The sequence below is a fragment of the Synechococcus sp. UW69 genome, assembly GCF_900474185.1.
In the GTDB taxonomy this organism is placed as follows: Bacteria; Cyanobacteriota; Cyanobacteriia; order PCC-6307; family Cyanobiaceae; genus Parasynechococcus.
This window is the reverse complement of sequence record NZ_UCNW01000009.1, coordinates 1-23,483: the sequence shown is the minus strand read 5'-3', so window position 1 is coordinate 23,483 and position 23,483 is coordinate 1. Positions and strand designations below refer to the sequence as shown.

General features: G+C 61.6%; 25 protein-coding genes and 1 tRNA gene. 10 read left to right on the top strand and 16 right to left on the bottom strand.

Going from position 1 to position 23,483, the window contains the following annotated elements:
* Positions 1–71 precede the first annotated feature (71 nt).
* Complete coding sequence (locus DXY29_RS07760; protein ID WP_115024430.1) at positions 72–2,081, bottom strand: NAD(P)H-quinone oxidoreductase subunit 5; 2,010 nt, start codon at positions 2,079–2,081, stop codon at positions 72–74.
* 34 nt (positions 2,082–2,115) lie between these two features.
* Positions 2,116–2,847, bottom strand: a complete 732-nt coding sequence (locus DXY29_RS07755; protein ID WP_115024428.1) for an NnrU family protein — start codon at positions 2,845–2,847, stop codon at positions 2,116–2,118.
* 81 nt (positions 2,848–2,928) lie between these two features.
* Between DXY29_RS07755 and DXY29_RS07750 the strand changes: the two genes are divergently transcribed.
* Complete coding sequence (locus DXY29_RS07750; RefSeq protein ID WP_115024426.1) at positions 2,929–3,918, top strand: LysR family transcriptional regulator; 990 nt, start codon at positions 2,929–2,931, stop codon at positions 3,916–3,918.
* Here DXY29_RS07750 and DXY29_RS07745 read toward each other — a convergent pair.
* Positions 3,909–4,541, bottom strand: a complete 633-nt coding sequence (locus DXY29_RS07745; RefSeq protein WP_115024424.1) for a DUF3172 domain-containing protein — start codon at positions 4,539–4,541, stop codon at positions 3,909–3,911. The genes DXY29_RS07750 and DXY29_RS07745 overlap by 10 nt on opposite strands.
* The gene (locus tag DXY29_RS07740) at positions 4,538–4,885 is read right to left on the bottom strand and encodes an NAD(P)H-quinone oxidoreductase subunit M (RefSeq protein ID WP_115024423.1); all 348 of its coding nucleotides are present in this window, start codon (positions 4,883–4,885) and stop codon (positions 4,538–4,540) included. The genes DXY29_RS07745 and DXY29_RS07740 overlap by 4 nt, the downstream gene beginning before the upstream one ends.
* Before the next feature lie 88 nt (positions 4,886–4,973).
* Between DXY29_RS07740 and pds the strand changes: the two genes are divergently transcribed.
* Both pds and DXY29_RS07730 read left to right on the top strand, forming a co-directional pair.
* Positions 4,974–6,392 (top strand): 15-cis-phytoene desaturase, encoded by a 1,419-nt coding sequence (pds, locus tag DXY29_RS07735; protein ID WP_115024421.1) that lies wholly within the window; start codon positions 4,974–4,976, stop codon positions 6,390–6,392.
* Positions 6,393–6,395: 3 nt separating this feature from the next.
* Positions 6,396–7,304 carry a phytoene synthase gene (locus tag DXY29_RS07730; protein ID WP_115024419.1) on the top strand — a complete coding sequence of 303 codons (909 nt, stop codon included), beginning with the start codon at positions 6,396–6,398 and terminating at the stop codon, positions 7,302–7,304.
* 84 nt (positions 7,305–7,388) lie between these two features.
* Here the strand turns inward: DXY29_RS07730 and DXY29_RS07725 are convergent, their stop codons facing one another.
* Positions 7,389–7,820, bottom strand: a complete 432-nt coding sequence (locus DXY29_RS07725) for an RNA-binding protein (RefSeq protein WP_115024417.1) — start codon at positions 7,818–7,820, stop codon at positions 7,389–7,391.
* Between the two features lie 61 nt (positions 7,821–7,881).
* Positions 7,882–9,075 (bottom strand): CCA tRNA nucleotidyltransferase, encoded by a 1,194-nt coding sequence (locus DXY29_RS07720; protein WP_115024993.1) that lies wholly within the window; start codon positions 9,073–9,075, stop codon positions 7,882–7,884.
* 31 nt (positions 9,076–9,106) lie between these two features.
* Between DXY29_RS07720 and DXY29_RS07715 the strand changes: the two genes are divergently transcribed.
* Genes DXY29_RS07715 through DXY29_RS07705 form a run of 3 tightly spaced genes read left to right on the top strand, consistent with a single transcriptional unit; the run spans position 9,107 to position 10,553 of the window.
* The gene (locus tag DXY29_RS07715; RefSeq protein ID WP_115024415.1) at positions 9,107–9,358 is read left to right on the top strand and encodes a Ycf34 family protein; all 252 of its coding nucleotides are present in this window, start codon (positions 9,107–9,109) and stop codon (positions 9,356–9,358) included.
* A complete protein-coding gene (tsaB, locus tag DXY29_RS07710) occupies positions 9,355–9,978 on the top strand; it encodes a tRNA (adenosine(37)-N6)-threonylcarbamoyltransferase complex dimerization subunit type 1 TsaB (RefSeq protein ID WP_115024413.1) in 624 nt (207 codons plus the stop codon). Before DXY29_RS07715 ends, tsaB begins: the two co-directional genes overlap by 4 nt.
* Positions 9,978–10,553, top strand: a complete 576-nt coding sequence (locus tag DXY29_RS07705) for a YdcF family protein (RefSeq protein ID WP_115024411.1) — start codon at positions 9,978–9,980, stop codon at positions 10,551–10,553. Before tsaB ends, DXY29_RS07705 begins: the two co-directional genes overlap by 1 nt.
* On the opposite strand, the gene DXY29_RS07700 is transcribed toward DXY29_RS07705, so the two are convergent.
* From DXY29_RS07700 to rpaB, 5 genes are read right to left on the bottom strand one after another with little or no spacing between them, the layout of a single operon-like run.
* Positions 10,516–11,169, bottom strand: coding sequence for a 1-acyl-sn-glycerol-3-phosphate acyltransferase (locus tag DXY29_RS07700; RefSeq protein ID WP_115024410.1), 654 nt, complete (start codon positions 11,167–11,169; stop codon positions 10,516–10,518). The genes DXY29_RS07705 and DXY29_RS07700 overlap by 38 nt on opposite strands.
* A complete protein-coding gene (fabD, locus tag DXY29_RS07695; protein WP_115024408.1) occupies positions 11,166–12,062 on the bottom strand; it encodes an ACP S-malonyltransferase in 897 nt (298 codons plus the stop codon). The genes DXY29_RS07700 and fabD overlap by 4 nt, the downstream gene beginning before the upstream one ends.
* Positions 12,063–12,090: 28 nt before the next feature.
* The gene (locus tag DXY29_RS07690; RefSeq protein WP_244279376.1) at positions 12,091–13,080 is read right to left on the bottom strand and encodes a beta-ketoacyl-ACP synthase III; all 990 of its coding nucleotides are present in this window, start codon (positions 13,078–13,080) and stop codon (positions 12,091–12,093) included.
* A gap of 57 nt (positions 13,081–13,137) precedes the next feature.
* Complete coding sequence (gene plsX / locus DXY29_RS07685) at positions 13,138–14,457, bottom strand: phosphate acyltransferase PlsX (protein ID WP_115024404.1); 1,320 nt, start codon at positions 14,455–14,457, stop codon at positions 13,138–13,140.
* Positions 14,438–15,184: a response regulator transcription factor RpaB gene (gene rpaB / locus DXY29_RS07680; protein WP_115024402.1), complete on the bottom strand. Its 747-nt coding sequence runs from the start codon at positions 15,182–15,184 to the stop codon at positions 14,438–14,440. The genes plsX and rpaB overlap by 20 nt, the downstream gene beginning before the upstream one ends.
* Positions 15,185–15,274: 90 nt before the next feature.
* On the opposite strand from rpaB, the gene radA reads away from it, so the two are divergent.
* Complete coding sequence (gene radA / locus DXY29_RS07675; RefSeq protein ID WP_115024400.1) at positions 15,275–16,672, top strand: DNA repair protein RadA; 1,398 nt, start codon at positions 15,275–15,277, stop codon at positions 16,670–16,672.
* Between the two features lies 1 nt (position 16,673).
* Here the strand turns inward: radA and DXY29_RS07670 are convergent, their stop codons facing one another.
* On the bottom strand, positions 16,674–17,195 hold the full coding sequence (locus tag DXY29_RS07670) for a photosystem I assembly protein Ycf3 (RefSeq protein ID WP_115024398.1): 522 nt from the start codon (positions 17,193–17,195) through the stop codon (positions 16,674–16,676).
* A gap of 85 nt (positions 17,196–17,280) precedes the next feature.
* Here DXY29_RS07670 and DXY29_RS07665 point away from each other — a divergent pair, with 85 nt between their 5' ends.
* From DXY29_RS07665 to DXY29_RS07655, 3 genes are read left to right on the top strand one after another with little or no spacing between them, the layout of a single operon-like run.
* Positions 17,281–19,590, top strand: coding sequence for a cation-translocating P-type ATPase (locus tag DXY29_RS07665; RefSeq protein ID WP_115024396.1), 2,310 nt, complete (start codon positions 17,281–17,283; stop codon positions 19,588–19,590).
* Positions 19,587–20,216 (top strand): dTMP kinase, encoded by a 630-nt coding sequence (tmk, locus tag DXY29_RS07660; protein WP_115024394.1) that lies wholly within the window; start codon positions 19,587–19,589, stop codon positions 20,214–20,216. Before DXY29_RS07665 ends, tmk begins: the two co-directional genes overlap by 4 nt.
* Positions 20,213–21,154 carry a DNA polymerase III subunit delta' gene (locus tag DXY29_RS07655; protein WP_115024392.1) on the top strand — a complete coding sequence of 314 codons (942 nt, stop codon included), beginning with the start codon at positions 20,213–20,215 and terminating at the stop codon, positions 21,152–21,154. The genes tmk and DXY29_RS07655 overlap by 4 nt, the downstream gene beginning before the upstream one ends.
* 17 nt (positions 21,155–21,171) lie before the next feature.
* On the opposite strand, the gene DXY29_RS07650 is transcribed toward DXY29_RS07655, so the two are convergent.
* From DXY29_RS07650 to DXY29_RS07635, 4 genes are all read right to left on the bottom strand, one after another.
* Positions 21,172–21,960 carry a response regulator transcription factor gene (locus tag DXY29_RS07650; RefSeq protein ID WP_115024390.1) on the bottom strand — a complete coding sequence of 263 codons (789 nt, stop codon included), beginning with the start codon at positions 21,958–21,960 and terminating at the stop codon, positions 21,172–21,174.
* A 281-nt stretch (positions 21,961–22,241) separates the two neighbouring features.
* A tRNA-Asn gene (locus DXY29_RS07645) sits at positions 22,242–22,313 on the bottom strand.
* A gap of 16 nt (positions 22,314–22,329) precedes the next feature.
* Positions 22,330–23,019, bottom strand: coding sequence for an ABC transporter ATP-binding protein (locus DXY29_RS07640; RefSeq protein ID WP_244279350.1), 690 nt, complete (start codon positions 23,017–23,019; stop codon positions 22,330–22,332).
* Entirely contained in the window at positions 23,009–23,272 is a 264-nt protein-coding gene (locus DXY29_RS07635; protein WP_115024992.1) for a hypothetical protein, read from the bottom strand. The genes DXY29_RS07640 and DXY29_RS07635 overlap by 11 nt, the downstream gene beginning before the upstream one ends.
* Positions 23,273–23,483: the final 211 nt, after the last annotated feature.

The window sequence follows — 23,483 nt, the reverse complement described above, 5'->3', positions numbered from 1 at the left end:
GTTGGATCGTAGAAATCATGGGCGCTGTGTCATCACCTCGATAGGCGATGACACACATGTGCAATTGAGACTTAAGAGATCGGTCCGCCGATGACGCCGAACAGCACCACCAGAGCAATCACGCCAGCGAACACGATCAGGGCATAGAACTGAGCGCGTCCGGTCTCGAAATACTTCAGACCCTCGCCGCTCCCAAGGGTGAGAAGTCCGGTGAGGTTGACGACACCATCAACCACCTTCGCGTCCACTTCGAGAACCTCTCGGGCCAGTTTGCGGCTGCCTCGCACAAACAACTTCTCGTTGACCACATCGAGATACCACTTATTGGCGAAGAAGGCATTCACCGTGGGGAAGCGGCCGGCCACCATTTCACCCAGATCGATCCGATGCAGGGCATAGGCCAAAACAGCCAGGGTGATGCCGGCGACGGAGATAGCCACTGAAGCCCCCGCCAGTGGCAGGAATTCCCCCCAGCTGAAATGTTCTGCCATCTCGAGAGCTTCCTCAGGATTCAGCAGCCCTGCAAAGCGGCTGTTCCAGGGTGTTCCGAGAAGACCAATGAGCACCGAAGGCACCGCCAACACCGCCAAGGGTGCTGCCATGGGCCAGGCGGACTCGTGCACGCTGCCGCCATGGGGATGATGTTCCGCAGGATCCTTGCCAGCTGCCGTGAGCAGTTGGGTCTGCATGGCGGTGTCGTTGCCGCGGAACTCCCCTTCAAAGGTGAGGAAGTACAGGCGGAACATGTAAAAGGCCGTCATTCCCGCAGTCATGAAGCCCACCACCCACAGCAGGGGGTAACTGTTGAAGGCTTGACCAAGGATTTCGTCTTTGCTCCAGAAGCCAGCCAGGGGAGGAATGCCGCTGATGGCGATGCAACCGATGAAGAAGGTGATCGAGGTGACTGGCATCTTTTTGCGTAAGCCACCCATCAGCCGCATGTCTTGGGCGAGCACGGGCTCGTGACCCACCACCTCTTCCATGGCGTGGATCACGGAGCCAGAACCCAGGAACAGCATGGCCTTGAAGAAGGCATGAGTCACCAGGTGAAAGATGCCAGCAACCGGGGCTCCACAACCCATGGCCAGCATCATGTAGCCGAGCTGGGAGACGGTGCTGTAAGCCAGCCCCTTCTTGAGGTCCATCTGGGTGAGGGCGATGGAGGCCCCCAGGAAGCAGGTGATCGTGCCGACGACGGCAATCACCGTTTGAATGACGGGGAATTGGGCGTACAGCGGATCGAGGCGGGCCACCAGGAACACCCCTGCAGCCACCATCGTGGCGGCGTGAATTAGGGCTGAAATGGGTGTCGGACCCTCCATGGCATCGGGCAGCCAGACATGTAGGGGGAACTGAGCCGACTTGGCCATCGGACCCATGAACACCAGCAAGCAGAGCAGCAGTGCTGCCCATGGGGCCACCGTTCCATTGGCCAGGCCGTTCTGCAGACCATCGGCGATGCCCTGGAAATCAAAACTGCCGGTGGCCCAGAACAGGCCAAGAATTCCCAGTAGCAGGCCGAAGTCACCGACTCGGTTCACCACAAAAGCTTTCTGGGCTGCATGGGCGGCACCATCGCGGTCGTACCAGAAGCCCACTAGCAGGTAAGAGCACATGCCCACCAGCTCCCAGAAGACGTAGATCTCCAGAAGATTGGGACTGATGATCAGCCCCAGCATGGAGCTGCTGAACAGAGCCAGGTAGGTGAAGAAGCGCACATAGCCCTTGTCGTGAGCCATGTAGCCATGGGAATACACCAGCACCAGCAGGGCGATGGTGGTGACCAGCGCGAGCATCACGGCCCCAAGCGGATCAACCACGTAGCCCATCGGCAAAACGAAGCTGCCCGCACTGGCCCAGACGAATAGATGCTCGACCGGTGGGGCCCCATTGAGCTGGTTGAACAGGATGCTGTAGCTCAGCACCGCAGCTGCACCGACACAGGAAATCAACAGCAGCGCAACGGGTTTGCGCAATCGGTTGATCGTGCGGTTGAAGCTGATCAATCCCAACCCGGTCAGCACGGCGCCGAACAGGGGCAAAACGGGAATGAGCCAGGCGAGTTCCTCGGCCGAGGGCATCCGCAAGCAGCAGGTTGAAGCGAGTGTAGGCAGCTCAGCCCAGGAGGTTCTGGAGTGCTGAATTGCGCATCAACCCTGCAGCGGTCGGAATGAAGCGATGGGCCCACCAAAAGATGCCGACGGCGATGGCGATGCCGAGTTGCGCGGGTCGGACGAATTCCTGCCACTGGAGCTGCTGGCGTCCATCCAGAACCGCGGCGAAGGGCACGATGGAGGTGTTGGCCTTGAGTTCATCAAAGGCTTCACCGAAGCGAGTTTTCGACCGCCGGTCGCCATGCCAGACGGCGAATATGTGATGACCGATTAAGCCCACGCAGGTCACCAGCATGAAGCTGCTGCCGATCCAGAGGCCGTGGGTGAGGCACCAGAGAATTTGACCGATGGCCTGCGGATGCCGGCTGATGCGGATGATCCCTGTGGCGTAAAGACGCACCTGCGGTTTCAGCACCGCCGGGATCTCCAGCAGGTTGTAGGTGGCTGGGTAGAGAAAGAAAAAGCTGACGGCTGTTCCGATCCACACCACAGGCACCATCCCGGGGACGCCTTGAAGATTCCACAGCCGCACCCCGTCGTAGCGATGGGCCAGGAACCATCCGATCACCACCACGGCCGAGGGAATGCTTGCCGCGGCGAAAATCAGTCTCCAGGCCCGTGCTCCGATCACGGCCTCAGCTCGGGTGCGCAGTGCTGCCCCACCGCTGTGAATCACCGCAAACAGGATCAGCAGCACCAACATCACGATGCTGCTGTGGTGGGTGGAGGCCATAGGGGCTGCCTGGGAAGGGCGTGATTCTGGCTGGCGGCCCCGGCAGTCCTAAATTTCAAACGTTCCCCCGGGTGTTCCGCGGTGGCCGATCTGCCGTTCACCCTCGACCAACTGCGGATCCTTCGCGCGATTGTTAGCGAGGGCAGCTTCAAGAAAGCCGCCGACAGTCTTTACGTCACCCAGCCCGCCGTCAGCCTTCAGATCCAGAACCTGGAGAAGCAACTGGAGGTGTCGCTGTTCGATCGCGGCGGGCGCAAGGCACAGCTAACGGAAGCCGGCCATTTGCTGCTGAGTTACTGCGACCGCATCCTCAGCCAGTGCCATGAAGCCTGTCGGGCTTTGGATGATCTCCACAACCTCAAAGGTGGGTCCCTGATTGTCGGTGCGAGTCAGACCACCGGCACTTACTTGATGCCTCGGATGATCGGCTTGTTCCGCCAGAAATACCCGGAGGTGTCGGTGCAGCTCCAGGTCCACAGCACCCGGAGAACCGGTTGGAGTGTGGCCAATGGCCAGATCGATCTGGCCATTATTGGCGGTGAATTGCCGGCGGAACTCAATGAACTGCTGCAGGTGGTTCCCTACGCCAGTGACGAGCTCGCGCTTGTGCTGCCGGTGAAACACCCGTTGGCCCGACTGGCTGAACTCACCAAGGAAGACCTCTATCGCCTGGGCTTCGTCTGCCTGGATGCGCAATCGACCACCCGGAAGATGGTCGATCAGCTCCTGGCCCGCTCCGGCCTGGATGTGCAGCGCCTGCGCATCGACATGGAACTGAATTCGCTGGAAGCGATCAAGAATGCAGTTCAGGCGGGCCTTGGTGCCGCCTTTGTTCCCGTGGTGTCGATTGAGCGGGAGTTATCGGCGGGAACGATTCACCGCCCTCAAGTGGCCGATCTGCAGGTGCGGCGCCAGCTCAAGCTGATCACCCATCCCGCCCGCTACTGCTCACGGGCCTCGGTGGCCTTTCGCAATGACGTCTTACCTGTCTTTGCCAGTGCCGACAGCCCCATACGCCAGGCACCAAAAGCTGTGCCTGAAGTGAGGGGGGAGCCGCTGATTCAGAACTGATCTGCTTCTGGGGTCAAACCGACCGAGTCGTCAGCCACGCCCCGGGTCAGGAATTTGTTCTGAGTGATGTCGGTTTGGTAAACGCAGCGCACCACAGGTTTGTCCCGCACAGAGCCGATGTAGGCAAAGGTGTTCATCCGTTGCTTGCATTCACGCTCCTGCTCGGAGCTGATGGCCCCCTCCTTGCGCAGCACCGACCAGTTTTCCCGGCGGATGACGCAACCCGGTTGCAGCGTTGGCTGGGTCACGAAGCTGCTGGAAGGGTTGAGCGTTGTGTACATCTCGATGTCCATGACGAAGGCGCTCGCCCCCCACTGCCGGCAGAATTCCGGGTCTGGCACAGCCATATCCAGTTGCTGGGAACTGGCGATGTTGCCCTGGTCACCTTGAGTCGTGCTGGTGACAGCACTGCCGATGCCGATTCCCACCACAAGAACGCCAGCCAAAACGGCCACGGTGAGGGTGCTGAATTGGAAGGGGCCCTGAGATCCACCTCCCGGTGGGGGACCTGGTGGTCGCCCGTATCCACCACGCTGCGGGGGGTCGTAACGATCCCGCTCAGACCGGTCGTAACGGCTGTCCCGTGGCCCGCGACTACCTCGGTCGTACCGCGAGCGGGTCACAACAGTTCAGGGGTGCGGGGCAGGCCCATGGAGAAGTTCTGCACACGGCCATCGGTGTTGTAGCTCAGTTCTCCTGCCTGCAGCAGCTGCCGGATGAATCCCTCCAGGTCGGTGCCGATGCGGCGCAGGGTGTAGTCACTCAGTTCGCCGCCGGCCGCGGCATCCACCAGTTCCTTGAAGCGTCCTTGCACCTTGGTGAGGCTGGCGTCGTCCCACAGGAATTCATTGTCGGGATCCAGATCCAAGGTGAGTTGGTCGTCCGAAGGGACGAGATCTTCATCCTGGAGGGCCGCTGTGTACAGGCGCACGTGGCGGGTGGTGCACTTCAGAAGGGTGTCAGCCAAGACGCGCTCACGGGAAAGCTGTCACGACTTTAAGAAGCGAACGGGGGTCAAGCCCTTTTAAGGTTGGTTTCACTTTTGAGACGGCCGCATGCGCGTCGCTATTGCCGGAGCTGGTCTTGCAGGACTCTCCTGTGCCAAATATCTGGCGGATGCCGGCCACACGCCGATCGTCGTCGAAGCCAGGGATGTTCTCGGCGGCAAGGTCGCAGCCTGGAAAGACGAAGACGGCGACTGGTACGAGACCGGCCTGCACATCTTTTTCGGCGCTTACCCCAACATGCTGCAGCTCTTTAAAGAGCTGAACATCGAAGACCGGCTGCAGTGGAAGAGCCACTCGATGATTTTCAATCAGCAGGACGAACCAGGCACCTACAGCCGCTTTGACTTTCCTGATCTGCCAGCCCCTGTGAATGGTGTGGCCGCGATCCTGGGAAACAACGACATGTTGAGCTGGCCTGAGAAAATCAGTTTCGGCCTGGGCCTTGTGCCTGCGATGCTCCGGGGTCAGGGGTATGTCGAAGAGTGCGACAAGTATTCCTGGACCGAGTGGCTGCGGGTCCACAACATTCCCGAACGGGTGAACGATGAAGTGTTTTTAGCGATGAGCAAGGCGCTGAATTTCATCGATCCCGATGAAATCTCTGCCACGGTTGTGCTCACGGCGCTCAATCGTTTCCTGCAGGAGAAGAACGGCTCCAAGATGGCTTTCCTCGATGGCGCGCCCCCGGAGCGGCTTTGCCAGCCGGTGGTCGAGCACATCGAATCACTCGGAGGGGAAGTGCATCTCGATAGTCCCCTGCGGGAGATCAAGCTCAATGAGGATGGTTCTGTAGCGGCCTTCCATATCGGCGGCTTGAAGGGCAAGGAGAGCTTCGATCTCACCGCTGATGCCTATGTCAGTGCATTGCCTGTTGATCCCTTCAAGCTGCTCTTGCCCGAGCCCTGGAAGCAGATGGAGGTCTTCAGCAAGCTCGATGGTCTGCGTGGTGTGCCCGTGATCAACCTGCACCTCTGGTTCGATCGCAAGCTCACCGATATCGACCATCTGTTGTTCAGCCGGTCGCCCCTGCTCAGCGTCTACGCCGACATGAGCATCACTTGCAGGGAGTATGAAGACCCCGACAAGTCAATGCTCGAGCTGGTGTTCGCGCCAGCCAAAGACTGGATTGGTCGTCCTGATGAAGAGATCATCGAGGCCACCATGGGCGAGCTCACAAAGCTGTTCCCGATGCATTTTGGTGGTGAAAATTCCGCGACACTGCGCAAATACAAAGTCGTGAAGACCCCTTTGTCCGTCTACAAAACGACCCCTGGTTGTCAGCAGTTGCGCCCCGATCAGACCACCCCAATCAAGAACTTCTTCCTGGCCGGGGATTACACGATGCAGCGCTATCTCGCATCGATGGAAGGCGCCGTGCTGAGTGGCAAGCTCTGCGCCGGTGCGGTGGACCGCAAGACAGGTCAGCTGGCATCATCAACCTCGTCTAGTGAGCCCGTGACGGCCTGAGCCATGCCACTCGCCTCCCTGGATCTCGACGCAGCCTTCGAGGCCTGCCGTCGGGAGACTGCTGAGTGGGCCAAGACGTTCTATATCGGCACCTTGCTTCTGCCCCCAGAAAAGCGGCGTGCCATCTGGGCGATTTATGTCTGGTGCCGTCGTACGGATGAGTTGATGGATAGCGCTGAGGCTCAGGCGCGTCCTGTGGAGGAGCTTGCTGAGCGGCTCGACCGCTGGGAGGAGAAAACCCGGGCCTTGTTCGCCGGACGGGTGGAGGACGATCTGGATGCGGTGATGGTGGACACCCTGGAGCGGTTTCCCCAGGGCATCCAGCCTTATCTCGACATGATTGAGGGACAGCGGATGGACCTCACCTGGACCCGCTATCCCCGCTTCGAGGACCTCAAGCTCTACTGCTACCGCGTTGCTGGCACCGTTGGCCTGATGACCCAGGGAGTGATGGGTGTCGATCAGGCCTACACCTCAGCTCCCTGGAGTGACTGCCCAGACACATCCGATGCTGCCGTCGCTTTGGGGATCGCCAACCAGCTCACCAACATCCTTCGGGATGTGGGTGAAGATCGGGGCCGCGGTCGTATCTATCTGCCGCAAGAAGACCTCGAGCGCTTCGGATATTCAGAAGATGAGTTGATGGCAGGAACACTCAACAGTTCCTGGCGTGCCTTGATGCGATTCCAGTTGGAGCGGGCCCGCGACTGGTTTGCGCGTTCTGAAGCCGGGGTGCGCTGGCTCTCCGCCGATGCGCGCTGGCCGGTGTGGACGTCGTTACGGCTCTATCGGGGAATCTTGGATGAGATTGAACGGGTCGATTACGACGTGTTCAATCACCGTGCCTACGTGGCCAAGGTCAACAAACTGCTCGATCTGCCGCGTTCGTTCCTCCTGGCCCAGGCACGCTGAGGTTCGAGTCAGCAAAAAACCCCTGCCGGTTTTATCGGCAGGGGCTGATGAATTGCGTTTTGCTCAACCAGATCGGTGACGGATTCAGACTGCCGTCTTCTGGTCGGCCAGCAGGTCCTTGAGCTTGGACAGCTCACCGGCCCAGCGGGGGTCGGGAGCGCCTTCGCTCTTCTCGTCACTGTGAACCACCTTGTTCACCGCTTTGCGGGCCACTTGAGGCTGTCCTGCAGCATTGGGGGCTCCACGACGGTTGCCACCGGCGTTGTTGTCCCGTCGTTCGGAACGCTCGATCCGCAGGGTGCTGCCACCGAACTCTTTGCCGTTCAGCTGTTCAATCACTGCATCGGCGACCTTGGCGTCGTCGACATTGGCAAAGCCGAATCCACGGCAGCTGCCGGTTTCGCGGTCGAGAACCGACTTGAACCGAATCCCCTCTCCCACTGACTTGAGCAGAGCCACCAGCTCCTGTTCTTCAAAGGTCTGCGGCAGGTTGCCGATGTACAGGCGGATGCTCATGAAGGAAAGAAAATGCGATCTGTCGGTGTCTGACCGTCATCATTGAAACCTGCAAAGTTAATCACAGAGCCTCGCTTTCACGGGTCAAGAAATGTTTGGCTTCCTCAATGGCCTCAGTCGTGGTCTGGATCCTCTTGAAGGCGCGTTCAAGCTTCAGATGATGCAGCAGACGTCCGAGAAGGGGGCCGGGTTGGATCTCCAGAGCCTTGACCAGGCTGTTGCCGTCGATGGGTGCTCTGGGGTGGAACAGGGGGTCGTCAGAGTCCCGCCATCGCCGCAGCCAGATCTCTTTCTCGGGCATTGGCAGTTGCAGGGCAAGGGCGGGAAGATCCCGTTCAAGCTCGTCATGCAATCTCAGTCGATCGGTTTCCGGCAGACACTCCGGTGCCAGGCCGGTGCGCTGCTGCCAGAACCGCAGGCGTTCGCAGCGTTGGCGTAGGGCTCGACTGGCTCGGAGTTGGATCATGCCGTCATCACTGATGAGGGCTGTTAGCCGCGCCAAGGGCAGAGCGACAGCTATTTCCTCCTTGCTCATCCCTTCCGTGTCAGAGGGCGCTGGAGGTTGCCCCTCGGCGGCCCAGGGGCGCAGCAACGGCACGCTCTTTAAGGTTGCGATCGCCGCATCGGCGTGCTCGCCCCGCACCAGGCGCTGCAGTTCCGCGAGGATCCGCTCCGGTGCCGCCTCAGGCAGCCGTGAGGCATGACGCTCAATCCAGCCCATGGTTTGGCTGCAGATTGTGAGTGGGATCTCAGCCGCTAGCCGCAAGCCCCGCAGCAGCCGCAAGGGATCGTCGGTGAGGTTGGTTTCCGACACAGCCGTCAGGCAACCCTGTTGGAGATCGTTCAGCCCACCGGTGGGGTCCCACAACTGCCCCCAGGGTTGGAGCGAAACAGCGATGGCATTGAGTCGGTAGTCGCGGCGCCAGAGATCGTCTTCGATGCAGGCACCGTCCTGTCGGGCGATGTCCACCGTCCAGCCTCCGAGCACCAGCCGAGCAATGCTCCGTTCCGTGTCCAGCACCACACAGGTGCCATGGAGCTCCTGGGCTAGGGCCTGGGTCAGAGCGATGGCGTCGGTCGGGACCACGAGGTCTAGATCGGGTTGATCCTGGAGACGGTCGAGCAATCCATCGCGAACTGCCCCGCCCACCAGCGCTGTGCCTTTGGGGAGCCGTTTCAGGGGTAGCGGCCATTGCGCTGGAGCCAGTCGCGCTCGCAACTGTTCAAGCAGTGCGTCGCCAGAGCCTTGGACCATCAGAATGGGGGAGTGAACGGCCTTGGGAGGCATGTGCATCTGCGTGGACTGCAGCTGGGTCGACCGTTGTCAGGCCTATCACGCAGTTGAGCGTCAGCATGGCGTTCCGCATCTTGCTGAGACCCCGGATTTTGAGCCAGATGCGCCGAGAATTCACGTGTCGGTGATCGATCTCCCCAATGGTCAGGCCGGGGTTGAGTGGGATGTTCGGTCCTGCTCAAGCTTTAAGGCAGATCCCGGTCGATGGCGGCGTTGCTGTCCAGGACAGGAGTTGCCCCGATGACGGCCTTGCCGCTGCTGCTCGCCTTGCACAGCTGTTCGGATCGTTTTGGCATGGCGCTGCTGGATCCTGAGCAGCCTGGAGCAGGACCGCTCGTGCAGGTTCATCCGGATGGACGGGGGCTGTCTAACAGTTTGATTTCGCGCGTTCAGGCGCTCCTCCCCCCTGAGCGTTGGCCTCAATTGCAGGGCCTTGCCGTGGCGACGGGGCCCGGCGGCTTCACCGGCACCCGCCTGACGGTGGTGATGGCGCGCACCCTGGCGCAACAGCTGGATTGCCCTCTGCTCGGAGTAAGCAGTTACGCCTTGATGGCGCCACGCCTGGAGTCGCAACTGCTCGGATCGAATCATGGGCAACCGTTCTGGATCACTCAGGAGTTGCCCCGCAGGGGGGTGGTTGGTGGTCAGTACCAGGTCACCGCGGGGCAGGTCCACGAACTCAGCCTGCCGACGTTGTTGCCGGAGGGATGCTCTCCCAAGCCAGCCCTTGGGGCTCAACTCGATGTGGCTGAGGATGTGGCGCGCCTGTTGCAGCTGTTGAAACGCAGTCATGCCGCTGGCGCTGCGCTGCCCTGGGCCAAGGTCTTGCCGATCTATCCCACCTCTCCTGTTGGACAGGTCTGATGGCGGGAGTGCGCACAGGGCTGCTGCTGGGTGCCGGCCTCATGGCCTGGCTGCTGGGGCCCGGACCGCTGTCTCCCTATCGCCAGGCTCTGTTGGATCGCAGCCCACCGCAACTCGTTCTTGTGCTTGGAGGTGATGTGGATCGGGAACGCATGGGTGCCCGCTTGGCGCGTCAGCTTGATCTGCCGCTGCTGGTGAGCGGTGGCAGCAATCCTGAGTACGCCGAATGGATGCTCAGTGAAGAGCGCTTCAATCCAGACCGCGTCACCCTCGATTACAGGGCCCGTGACACCCTCAGCAACTTCACCTCTGTCGTGGACGAGCTGCAGGCGGATGGCGTTCGCCATGTCTTGCTGGTGACCAGCGAAGACCACTTGCCCCGCTCGATGGCGGTGGGCCAGGTGGTGGCTGGCAGCCGTGGAATTCAGCTCACCGGAGTTCCCGTGGAGTGCCGTACGGATTGCATGCAGGAGGGTCGCTTGAAGAAATGGAGTGACTGGCTGCGCGCTGTGGCTTGGGTGATGACGGGTCGAGACCTCAGGGATGCTGCGGACCCTGATCCAGCAGAGCATTGATGCGTTCCTGCAGCAGGGCGGTGGTGGCATCCAGATCGGGCCTGCGGCGACTGGCCGGTGCCGGGATGGGGTCACCGATACGCAGCTGGATGGGCACCAGCCGCGGCCAGCTGCGCCCCGTTCCCAAGGCGCGGTGGCTGTTATGGATGGCCACCGGCAGCAGTGGGGCGCCTGTACGCGCCGCCAGAAGGGCCGCTCCGGGGAGTGGGTTGTTGATCCGGCCGTCGCTTTGTCGCGTGCCGTCCAGGAAAACGCCGGTGGCCCAGCCCTCCTCGAGCCGTGCCGTCGCGGTTCGAATCGCTTCGCGATCGCTGGCACCCCGCCGGACGGGGTAGGCACCACAGGCCCGGATCACGCGTCCCAGCAGCGGGATGCTGAATAGTTCTGCCTTCGCCATGAAAGCAACAGGGCGCCCCAGGGCATGGCCCAGCAAGGGGGGGTCCAGATGGGAGCCGTGGTTGGCCACCACCACGAGAGGCCCTTGCATGGGTACTCGGTTATTGCCTGCGGTCGAGCCGCGGAACAGCAAGCGAAAGACAGGGAAGACCAGAAGGTTGCTGACCAGCCTGTAGGTCAAGCTCGGCTTGGGTGTGGGGACGAGGCTGGATTGACTCACTGTCCGAGGTCTCCCGCCCCGGCGATTTGGGCGGTGGTCACGCCACTCATGCTGCGTTTCGCCAGGCCACTGAGCACGTTCCCCGGTCCGATTTCCACCAGGGTGTCGACGCCGCTGTCGGTCATGGCCGCCATGGTTTCTCGCCAGCGCACCCCTGTTGTCATCTGTTGCTTCAGGCGTTGTTTGAGCTCGTCAGCGCTGGTGCTGGCGCTGGCAGCGCTGTTGCTGAGCACCGGAACGCGGGCATCTTGGAATGGCACCTGGTCCAGTGCAGCGGCAAAGCGCTCAGCAGCCTCTGCCATGAAAGGAGAGTGGAAAGCCCCGGAAACGACCAGAGGGATCGCGCGCTTGCATTTCAGGGCTTCACTCACGCTCTGCACGGCCTCTGGAGCGCCGGAGATCACCACTTGGGCATCGCTGTTGTCGTTGGCGATGCTGACGCCCTCCGTGGCAGCCACCAGGTCGTCCAGCTGACCGCGATCGAAGCCGATCACGGCCGTCATGGCACCGCCCCCAGCGCTCGCCATCAGTTCTGAGCGGGTTTTCATCAGCTGCAGGCCGGTGTCCAGCCCAAACACACCAGCGCTATAGAGGGCGACCAGCTCGCCCAGGCTGTGGCCGGCCACCAGTGCAGGCTCGCGGCCCTGCTGCTGCAGGTTGTCGGCCAGCAGCGATTCGATCACGAACAGGGCGGGCTGGGTGTTGCGGGTGTCGTTGAGATCATCCGGTCCATCACCGCCGCCGCTTTCGCCCTGGCAGATCGCCAAGAGGTCGCGCCCCAGCAGTTCGGAGGCTGTGGCGAAACGTTCGCGGCTGCCATCGATGCTGAGCAGCGCTTCTGCCATGCCCACCTTTTGAGAGCCCTGACCGGGAAAGACCCAGGCGATCGCCATTGCTGTGTTCTGCTGACCGTGCCGGAGATTAGGCGGGCCCGCTCCAGCGGAAGAGTGCTGCACCCCAGCTCAATCCCGCTCCGAAGCCACTGCTGGCGATGCGGTGCCCGGGTTGGATGCGTCCATCGCGCACGGCTTCGTCAAGCATCAAGGGAATGGTGGCCGCCGATGTGTTGCCGTAGTGCGCCAGGTTGCTGAGCACTTTTTCGGATGGGACAGAGAAGCGATCTGCCACTGCATCAAGGATGCGTTGGTTGGCCTGATGCAGTAGCAGCCAGTCCACGGCATCTGCGGCGACGCTTTTCTGTTCGAGCAGTTGCGCGAGAATGGCTGGCACTTCGCGCACCGCGAATTTGTAGACCTCCTGCCCGTTCATCTGAATGGGTTCGAAGCCGCCGCACTGATGGCTGGCGTTCCCCACAAGGGACTTGCGCTCGCTGACCTGGGGAAGCTGGAGCACCTCGCCTCGGCTGCCATCAGAGCGCAGCAGGAATCCCTCCAGATTGTCTTGGCCGTTGTCTGATGCCTCCAGCACCACGGCGCCGGCCGCATCACCGAACAGAACACAGGAGCGTCGGTCGTCCCAGTTCACCCAGCGGCTCAGTTGATCGGCTCCCACCACGAGGATGCGGCGCATCGCCCCACTGCGCAGGTACTGGGCAGCGGTGACAACGGCGAAAAGAAAGCCACTGCAAGCGGCGGTGAGATCAAAGGCCACGGCATTGGTGGCACCGAGACGAGCCTGCAGGCGTGGCGCCGAGCCGAACAGGTCGTCTGGGGTGGAGGTCGCCAACACAATCAGATCGAGGCTGTCGGCAGACCAACCAGCCATGGCCAGAGCCCGTTCCGCTGCTAATCCACTCAGTTCGTTGAGGGATTCATCCGCATCGATCACACGTCGTGCGGCAATCCCGGTACGACTCCGAATCCAGGAATCACTGGTTTCAACCCGCTGGCCGAGCTCTTCGTTGCTGATGGAGCGGCTGGGCGTCGCGCTGCCAGACCCTCGGAACAACACCCCTCTGGTTGTGCTGAGCGGCTCGACCAAAGCGGAGGTTGAAGGACGTCGCGTCAGTCAATCACAACCCTGATGCAGTGTTGCGAGATCCTCCATCACGCCATGGCTCGCAGCGGAGTGGGCAATGCGCAGGGCACTGACCACCGAGAGGGCCCGGCTGCTGCCATGGCCGATCACGGAAATGCCGTTGACGCCCAGAAGCAGCGCCCCACCGTGCTCGGCATGGTCCAACCGCTTCTTAATGCGTTTCAGGTTGCTGCGCAGAAACGCTGATCCCACCTTGCCGCGCCGCCCCCGGGGCAACTCCGCCCGCAGCACCCCCAGCAGAACACTGCCGACGGATTCCAAAAACTTCAGCAACACATTGCCGGTGAATCCATCACAGACCACCACGTCGAAATCGCCCGAGAGCACATCACGGCCTTCGCAGTTTCCGGCGAAATGCAGCCTGGATTCATCCCGCAGCAGTTCATGGGTCTTTAAGGAGAGATCGTTCCCCTTGCATTCCTCTTCGCCGATGTTCAGCAGGCCGATCCGCGGTTGACTCACCTGGAGAACATCACGGCTGTAGATGTTCCCCAGCAGGGCGAACTGATGCAAATAGGTGGGTTTGCAGTCCATGTTGGCGCCGACGTCGAGCACCAATACCGGCTGACCGGGATCTTTGGTTGGGAACAGTGCACCGATGGCTGGTCGGTCGATGCCCTTCAGCCGTCCCAGCCGGAAAATCGCCGAAGCCATCACCGCGCCGGAATTCCCGGCTGAGTAAACCGCGAGAGCATCCCCTTTCTTCACGAGGTTCATGGCCACATTGATGCTGGCGTCCCGTTTGCGCCGCACCGCTGTGGCCTCGTCATCCATGCCGATGGAGGGGCCACTGGCCACCAGATCCAGATGCCCTGCTGCCCTTGCACTTTCTAGGGATTCGCGCAGGCCGAGGCTGTTGGCGGCGGCCATGACCCGCTCGATTTCCCCCACGAAGCGGATCTTCAGAGGCAGCCGGTCAATGGCGTCCAGACATCCCTCCAGAATCGGCCCCGGCGCATGGTCACCGCCCATGCCATCGACGGCGACCCAGAGACGCTCCGCATCGTCAATGTCGTCGGTGTTGGTGCCCCCCTGCAGCCAGCGGAGAGGGTCGAACACCAGAGGTTGGAGCACGCTGCTGGCCACCGTGCCGGCTCCGGAGACCACGGTTTCCGCCACGTTGCCCGCCATCGATCCCGCTGCCGTTGCTGAGTTGGCAGCACCATCCACGATGGTTGTGACGGCGGCGTTGCGCCGATACCAGATCACCAGGCGACGGATCGCCCGAGGACGGTTGGTCTTGTTCCGCGGCTGAGGGGCCGGGGCGGGATCAGGGACCTTCGGAGGCAACGGAATCGACGATGCGCTGGAACAGGTAGCCGGTGCCCCGAGCTGTGAGGATCAACTCGGGATTGGCCGGATCATCCTCCAGTTTGGATCGCAGCCGGGAGATATGAACATCCACCACCCGGGTATCCACGTGGCGTTCCGGGGTGTAACCCCAAACCTCTTTGAGGATTTCGCCGCGGTTGAACGGTTCACCGGAACGGCTCACCAGCAGTTCCAGCAGGCTGAATTCCATGCCTGTCAGCCGGATCCTTTCGTCGCCACGGAATACCTGGCGTTTGTTGGTGTCGATTCGCAAGTCGAGCACCTGAATGACCCCGGAGTTAGGGATGCCCGCCACCTGTTCCTTCTCAACCCGTCGCAGCACGCAGCGGATGCGGGCTTCCAGCTCCTTGGGGCTGAAGGGCTTCACCACGTAGTCATCGGCCCCAAGCTCAAGCCCTGTGATCCGGTCGGCCACGTCGCCGAGGGCCGTCAGCATCACGATGGGTACGTCCGACTCCTTGCGCAGCTCTTGGCAGACGCCGTAGCCGTCCAGCTTCGGCATCATCACGTCCAGCACCACGAGGTCGGGAGTGCAGGTCGGGAACAATTCCAGGGCTTCGGTTCCGTCGCAGGCGGTCACTACGTTGTACCCGATCATGGATAACCGGGTTTCCAGGATCCGTCGGATCGATGCCTCGTCGTCGACCACGAGGATCGTTTCCTTGGTGGGAGCCGTGGCCGTCATGGGCAACGAGGCGTTAGTCACTTCTCGCCACAAATAAAAGGGCAGCCCCCTGATTCGTTCATTCAACGGCAACTTTCTTCACAGTTCGCAGTGCCCAAGTCCACCTCTGTTTTTATCTGTCAGGTCTGCGGAGCCCGTGCCCGACAGTTTTTTGGCCGTTGCCCCGAGTGCGGCAGCTGGAATTCCTTGGTGGAGCAATCTCAGCCTCCAGTCGATGGCCGTCGTCGCCGCAGTGCCCCGGATCCAGAGGTGGCCGCTGCGCCGCGACGGTCCACCGCCATGGCCTCGCTGGAGGATCAACCGCTGCAGCGCCTGGCGACCGGTTCCGCTGAATTTGACCGTGTTTTGGGTGGAGGCCTTGTACCCGGTTCTCTGGTGCTCGTCGGAGGCGATCCGGGGATCGGTAAGAGCACATTGCTGCTGCAGAGCGCCTCGGCGATGGCGGCCGGTGCATCGGTGCTGTACGTGAGTGCTGAGGAGTCGGCGCAGCAGGTGAAGCTGCGCTGGCAGCGGCTCGCTGGAGGTGCATCGGAGCTGCAGTTGCTGGCCGAAACCGATCTGGAACTGGTGTTGGAAGAGCTGGAAGCGCTTCGCCCCGCTGTGGCGATCATCGACAGCATTCAGGCTTTGCATGACGCCAATCTCACCAGTGCTCCGGGGTCGGTTGGCCAGGTGCGCGAATGTGCGGCTGCCCTGCAACGGTTGGCCAAACGCCAGAACATTTCCCTGCTGTTGGTGGGCCATGTCACCAAGGAAGGCATGCTGGCCGGCCCGAAGGTGTTGGAACACCTTGTGGATGCCGTGCTCACCTTCGAAGGTGACAGGTTCGCCAGTCACCGCCTGCTGCGTGCCGTCAAGAACCGCTTTGGCGCCACCCATGAGTTGGGTTTGTTCGAGATGCAGAGCGGTGGCTTAGCCGAGGTGGGCAACCCCAGTGAGCTGTTCCTCAGCGATGCCCGTGCGTCCGGTGTTGCGACGATCGTGGCCTGTGAGGGCACGCGTTCGCTGGTGGTGGATCTGCAGGCTCTGGTGAATGTCACCAGCTATGCCAGCCCGCGACGCACGGCCACAGGGATCGGCACGAATCGTTTGCACCAGATCCTTGCGGTGCTCGAGAAGCACATGGGACTGCCGCTCTCGCGCTTCGATTGCTACCTCGCCGTTGCGGGTGGTCTGGAGGTGGAGGAGCCAGCGGCGGATCTGGGGGTTGCTGCTGCGGTGGTTGCCAGCTTCAGAGACCTCACCCTTCCCGCGGGCACGGTATTGATCGGAGAGCTCGGTTTGGGGGGGCAGCTGCGTCCTGTCGGCCAGCTGGAGTTGCGGCTCCAGGAAGCGGCACGGCTGGGGTTTCGACGGGCTGTCGTGCCACGGGGCAGTGGCCTCGGAGATTTGGCGTCGGGCCTTGATCTAGCTCTTCTGGAGGCCGATAACGTCACCGAGGCCTTGGTGCTGGCGCTCGGTGATGCTGTGCAGCCCGATCCGACCTAATTCAGAAGTAGACGTCGACGTTGCTGCGGCCTGTTGACTTCAACCAGTTCTCGATATCGAGATAACCGCCGGGATTGAGGCGCACGGCCTGGGTCCAGACATCGGCCGCCTGGTCAAACCAGCGATCGGCTTCGTCCTGCCGACCGCCTTCCTCGGCGATTCGCCCCCGCTTTTCGTAGATCAGCCCCATGTTCTTGAGGCAGGAGGGTTGCTTTGGGTTTTCTTCGAGAGCCTGGCGGTAGGTCTCGATGGCCCGCTCCTCCTCGCCGTTGGACATGTAGATGATGGCCATGTTCTTGAGGGTTTCACTCCGGTCTGTGGAGTTCTCCTCAAGCTTCAGGGCCTCCTCATAGTTCTCCAGCGCCTCGGCGTAATCACCATCGTTCTGGGCGGAGAGGCCATCGCGGTAATAGACGTAGGCCTCCTTCGAGCGGGCATTGATCGGCAACAGCTTGACGATCAGGTCCGCCATCACCGTGAAGCTCTTGTCAATGAAGTTGTCGTTGCGGTTGCTGCGGGGCACGGCGCTCCGGCGGACTGGCCCCCATCCTGACGGGATCAGAGCCCGACCTAGCCTGCTCGTAATGATCCCTGTTGCGTAAACACCTGTGAGCCCTGCGGTTCAGACCGTCGTCCTGGATGTGGAAGGGATGAAATGCGGCGGTTGCGTTCGCGCTGTTGAAACCACCCTCTTGGACCAGCCTGGTGTCCAGCGTGCCGATGTGAATCTGGTCAGCCGCTCGGCCTGGCTCGATCTCACCGCGGGTGAGAGTGATGTTGCTGGGGTATTGAAAGCCCTTGCAGACAGGGGCTTCCCAGCCAAAGAGCGCGCTTTGGACGACCCGATCGGTGCGGCGGCTGCCAGCCAAGCATTGCCGGGCTGGTGGCAGCAATGGCGACAGCTGATGGTTGCCCTACTACTGCTGCTGCTGTCTGTGCTTGGGCATCTCAGTGAGGCAGGGCAGCTGTCGCTGCCTCTGATCGGCACCCTTTCCTTCCACGCCACGCTTGCAACGGTGGCTCTGCTCGGGCCAGGCCGTCCGATCTTGGTGGGTGGTGTTGCCGCTGCCCGTGCAGGGGCTCCCAGCATGGACTCCCTCGTGGGCCTGGGGGTGAGCAGTGCCTATGTGGCGAGCCTGGTGGCGTTGGTCTGGCCCCAGGTGGGTTGGCCCTGCTTTTTCAATGAACCGGTGATGTTGCTGGGCTTCGTCCTGCTTGGACGTTTCTTGGAGGAACGGGCCCGTTTTCGGACCGGGCAGGCGTTGCAGCAACTGGCCCGGCTCCAGCCGGACACGGCTCGCCTGTTGTTGCCCGACGGCGCGATTCGTGAGGTGCGCGTCGGGGCTCTGCGACCCGGTGAAACCGTTCAGTTGCTGGCGGGTGACCGCGTGCCGGTGGATGGAGTGGTGCTTGAGGGGGCTTCGGCCGTTGATGTGTCGAGCCTTACTGGTGAGCCCTTGCCGTTGCAGGCAGAGCCCGGCATCGAGTTGTCGTCCGGCAGCCTCAATTTGGAGGCAACCCTGGTGTTCAAGGTCACCCGAGTTGGCGCCGAAACCGCTCTTGCCCGGATCATTCGCTTGGTGGAGCAGGCCCAGGCCCGTCGGGCCCCCATCCAGGGCCTTGCCGATCGTGTGGCGGGCCGCTTTTGCTATGGCGTTATTGGCCTGGCTCTCGCAACGTTTCTGTTCTGGTGGTTGTTCGGTGCGGAGCATTGGCCCCAGGTCCTGCAGGCTTCAGCGCCCGGGATGCCCCATGACCATGCGATGCCTCATGAGATGCATCACGGGGGGTTGGGACGTGGAGCAAGTACCCCGATTGGTCTGGCCTTGCAACTGTCGATCGCTGTGCTTGTTGTCGCCTGCCCCTGCGCCCTCGGTCTGGCAACTCCAACCGTGATTACGGTGGCCACCGGCTTGGCAGCGCGGCGCGGTTGGCTGTTCCGCGGTGGCGATGTGATCGAAACCGCCGCGGGTCTGGATCATGTGGTCTTCGACAAAACCGGCACCCTCACCTTGGGTCGCCCTCTGGTGACCGATGTGCATGGGGATGACCCGGATCGTTTGTTGCAACTCGCCGCCAGCTTGGAGCAAACCAGCCGTCACCCTTTGGCCTATGCCCTGCTGCAGGAGGCCCAGGGCCGGGAGCTCCAACTGCTGGAGTGCGATGACGTGCGCACTGTGTCCGGTCAGGGGCTGGAAGGTTATGTGGATGGTGCGTCGGCCAGGCTTCGTGTCGGAAAGCCCGACTGGTTGGTGGCGCAGGGTGTGGACATCTCCCCATCAGCTCAGGGCTGGCTCTCTGCGGCTGAAGGCTCGGTGGTGGCGGTTGCTATGGGTGATCGCCTATTGGGACTGATTCAGATCGAGGATCAGATTCGTCCGGATGTCGCTCCTGCGCTGCAACGCCTGCGGGGCCATGGTCTGACCCTTTCGGTCTTCAGCGGTGACCGGGAGGCGGCCGTCCGCCGCCTCGGTCAGCAGTTGGGTTTCGCGGCTCATGATCTGGGCTGGCAGATGCTCCCGGAGCAGAAGCTGCAACGCCTCGAGCAGCTGCGTCAGCTCGAGCGGGTGGCGATGGTGGGCGACGGCATTAACGATGCGCCGGCTTTGGCCGCGGCTGATCTTGGGATCGCCATCGGTACTGGAACGCAGATCGCGCAGGACTCCGCTGGTCTTGTGCTGCTTGGCGATCGGCTCGACAACCTTCCCGAAGCCCTCAGCCTGGCCCGCAGGACTTTGGTGAAGGTGCGGCAGAACCTGTTCTGGGCCTTCGGTTACAACCTCATCGTTCTCCCCGTTGCTGCAGGAGCCCTGCTCCCCAGCCACGGCGTGCTGTTGTCGCCTCCGCTGGCGGCGCTGCTGATGGCCTTGAGTTCCATCACCGTGGTGATGAATGCCTTGGCTCTTCGCTTGCCATGACTGGACGTCTCATTGTTTTGGAGGGCATTGATGGCTGCGGCAAGACCACGCAGATCCGTCATCTGGTCGATTGGTTGCCCACAAGCGGTCTGATGCCGAAGGGCGCTTCTTTGGTTTGTACCCGTGAGCCCGGAGGGACCCCCCTCGGACGCTCGATTCGTGAACTCCTGCTGCATACAGTCGATCAGGAGGCACCAGCCCCCACCGCCGAGTTGCTGCTGTATGCCGCTGATCGGGCTCAGCACGTTGAAACGTTGATCCGTCCGGCCCTGGAACGTGGCGACTGGGTTCTCAGTGATCGCTTCGCGGGATCAACCCTGGCGTATCAGGGCTATGGCCGTGGCTTGGATCGAGACTTGATTCAACGGCTTGAACAGATCGCCACCACTGGCTTGCAGCCCGATCTCACCCTCTGGCTGAGCCTTCCTGTTCAAGCCAGTCTTGAGCGGCGCCTTGGCGACAAGCAAGACCGCATCGAAGCGGAGGGAGCTGCATTCCTGGAACGGGTCTCGCAGGGTTTTGCGCAGTTGGCGCAGCAGCGCTCCTGGTGCTCCGTCGCTGCTGACCAGTCAGCGAGTGCCGTCAGTGCTGCTCTGGAACATCAGCTTCAGGAGCATCTGGCTTGAGCGCGCTGTTTGAGGATCTGATCGGCCAGCCCCTCGCCGTTGATCTGCTGTCGGCAGCCCTCGCCCAGGGGCGCGTGGCACCGGCCTACCTCTTCGCCGGCCCTGAGGGGGTCGGGCGTCAACTGACGGCAGTGCGTTTTCTGGAGGGTCTGCTGGCCGATGGTCAGCCCTCTGCCCGGGAGCGGCGACGCTTGCTGGAGCGCAATCACCCTGACCTGCTTTGGGTGGAGCCCACGTATCAGCATCAGGGGCGTTTGCTCACCCGTGCGGAAGCCGAGGAGGCGGGACTCAGTCGCCGCACCCCGCCACAGTTGCGGTTGGAGCAGATTCGAGACATTGGCCGCTGTTTGGCACGGCAGCCCGTGGAGGCCCAGCGAGGCATGGTGGTGATTGAAGCCGCCGAAGCGATGGCGGAGGCAGCGGCAAACGCTCTGCTGAAAACGTTGGAGGAACCAGGCCATGGGGTGCTGATCCTGTTGACATCAGCCCCTGAGCGGCTGCTCAGCACCATTCGCTCCCGTTGTCAGTTGATCCGTTTTCTCAGGCTCAATCCCGAGGCCATGGCACAAGTGCTCGAACGCACCGGTGCCATGGCTCAAGACGCGCCAGAATTGCTGGCGCTGGCTGCCGGTTCTCCAGGCGCTTTGATCGACCATCGCCGCAGCCTGGCGGGTGTCCCTGAGGAGTTGGTTCAGCGCTTCAACGCGCTGCCTGCCAATCCGATGGAGGCGCTGTCGTTAGCGCGCGATCTGTGCGAAGCCCTTGATGGCGAGCAGCAGCTGTGGCTGATCGGCTGGTGGCAACATCGGCTTTGGCACTGCGGTAGCTCCGCTGCGATGCTCAAGCGACTGGACATGCTGCGCGGTCAGCTGCTCTCTTTTGTCCAGCCTCGTTTGGCCTGGGAGGTGGCGCTTCTGGATCTCACGCCATCCGTTTAACAGGCCGTCTGACCTGGTCAGGCCGAGGCCCGATCCCCTTGCTGCTTGCGTTCTTCGCGGGCCATCGCCACGACGTCCTCAAGGCCATCCATCTGGGCGCTAGTGGGGAGTTCGAGGCAGTAGCCCGCTCCATACACCGTCTTGATGAACCGTGGCTTGCGGGGATCGGGTTCCAACTTGGTCCGCAAGTGCCTGACATGCACACGGATGGTCTCAATGTCGTCATCAGGCTCGTAGCCCCAGACTTCCTTGAGGATCAAAGAGGGAGCCACGGTCTGTCCGTGACGCTGGAGCAGGCAGTGGAGAAGTTCGAACTCCAGGTGCGTGAGCCTCACGGGTTGATCGAACCAAATGGCTTCAAAGCGCTCGGGCACCAGGGTGAGGGGGCCGTAGCTGAGGATTTCGTTGTGATTGCTCGATCCAACGGGTGCACGATCACTGCGACGCAGCAAGGCCTTGACCCTGACCTGAAGCTCCTCCAGATCGAAGGGTTTGGTCAGGTAGTCATCGGCACCTGAATTGAAACCGCTGACTTTGTCCTTGGTGCCACCCAGAGCTGTAAGCATCAGGATCGGTATTCCCGCTGTGCGCTCATCTCGCCGCAGACGCTGACAAAGGGTGAGACCGTCCACCTTCGGCAGCATCAGATCCAGCAGGATCAGATCGGGGGTGTATTGGAGAGCAAGGGCCTGACCTTTGATGCCGTCGTCGGCGCGCTGCACGTCGAAGCCACTGTGCTCCAGATGACCGCTCACCAGGTCGCGCATGTCCTGGTCATCTTCGATTAGCAGGATGCAAGGCTTCATTGGTTCGGCGGCAATGCGGCTGGAGAAAAAGGAGCGCTTGTCTGTCGGGATTAACGCTGCGCAGATTCTCTCAAGCTTTTCAAGTGTCTGCAGATTTTGGCTGGCGAGTCAGTGATGGGCTTGTTTGCAGGAAATCGTCTGCAGTGACAGCGATGTGAAGGCTTTTTTAGTTTTGTTTCTCGATCGGCTGTTTAGGAAGTCTTCCGCTTCGGGCAATCACCCGTCACGAAATTCCTTTTTTTGTCAATAAAAAAGCCACAGCATCTGCTGTGGCTTTAAAGCTCCCCGGGCGGGATTCGAACCTGCGACCAATCGATTAACAGTCGACCGCTCTACCGCTGAGCTACCGAGGAATGGCTCCCGGAGACCTTACCTCTCGAATGCGCCGCCCTGCAAGCGTCGTTGCAGTTCCCTTCCACTCGTCCAGGGGCCAATTCGACCATCGCGCATGCGGGCTGCACCGTCAGCGAAGCTCAACTCCCCCAGCCTGTGGGTGATCCAAAGGGCTGTGATCGGTTGGATGGCGTCTCTGCAAAGGCGTTGCACGGTATTCAGCACCGTGGTCTGACTCTCGGGGTCTAGCAGGGCGGTCGGTTCGTCTAGCAGCAGCAGGCCGGCGTCACTCGCCAGGGCTCCAGCGATGGCCAGGCGTTGTTTCTGGCCGCCGCTGAGGCTGTGAATGGGTCGGTTCTCCATCTCAGCGAGGCCGAACTGTTTCAGCAGGTCACGCACTGCGCTTTGGCGTTGCCTCCCCAGCCCTTGGGAGTCCATCCCGAGCATCAGGTCACTGCCGCAACTGGGAAGCAACAGTTGATGGTCGGGGTTTTGAAAGACCAGAGCAGTTTTGGTTCGGCAGTGAATTTGTCCGCTCTGCGGTTCCAAAAGTCTTGAAATCAGGCGGAACAGGGTGCTTTTGCCGCTTCCGTTGCTTCCCACCAGCATCCATAGGCCAGGGCCTGGGATCACGAGGTTGCAGCGATCGAGGGCCTGATGGCCGTTCGGCCAACGATGGCTGACGGCCTCAACGCTCAGTTGAGCGGTGGCGGTTTCAGGAATCAAAGGAAAAGCCGGGTCGCTTGCTGCCACCCGTCGCCGAAGCCTTCTCATAAAGCTGAACAGCGAGAATCTCACTAACCAGCAGCGTCACTTTTTTTCCCTCCACTTTCTCGCAGGTGAGCTCCAGGAGACGGGGTTGGCTGTGGTCGATGGCTTGGCGGATCTGCTGATACAGCGCATCGGCATCAGCCAGTTCTTTCCGCTGGACAGACACAGGGAGAGGACTCATGCGCAGGGCCAGTTCGATGACGTACACAGCGTTGGAAAAGATCGATGCGTCATCTTCGCGGAGGGGGCGGCATCCCGTCGGTTCAGAAATGCGCATTTCTACTCATCCCTTGCAATTAGGTGCGGGGAGCCGCCCCATTTCGGTGATCCCCCCCTAGGCTCGCTCATGTAACGGATCATGAAGCACCTCTCATGACGATCGCTGTAGGACGCGCGCCACAGCGGGGATGGTTCGACGT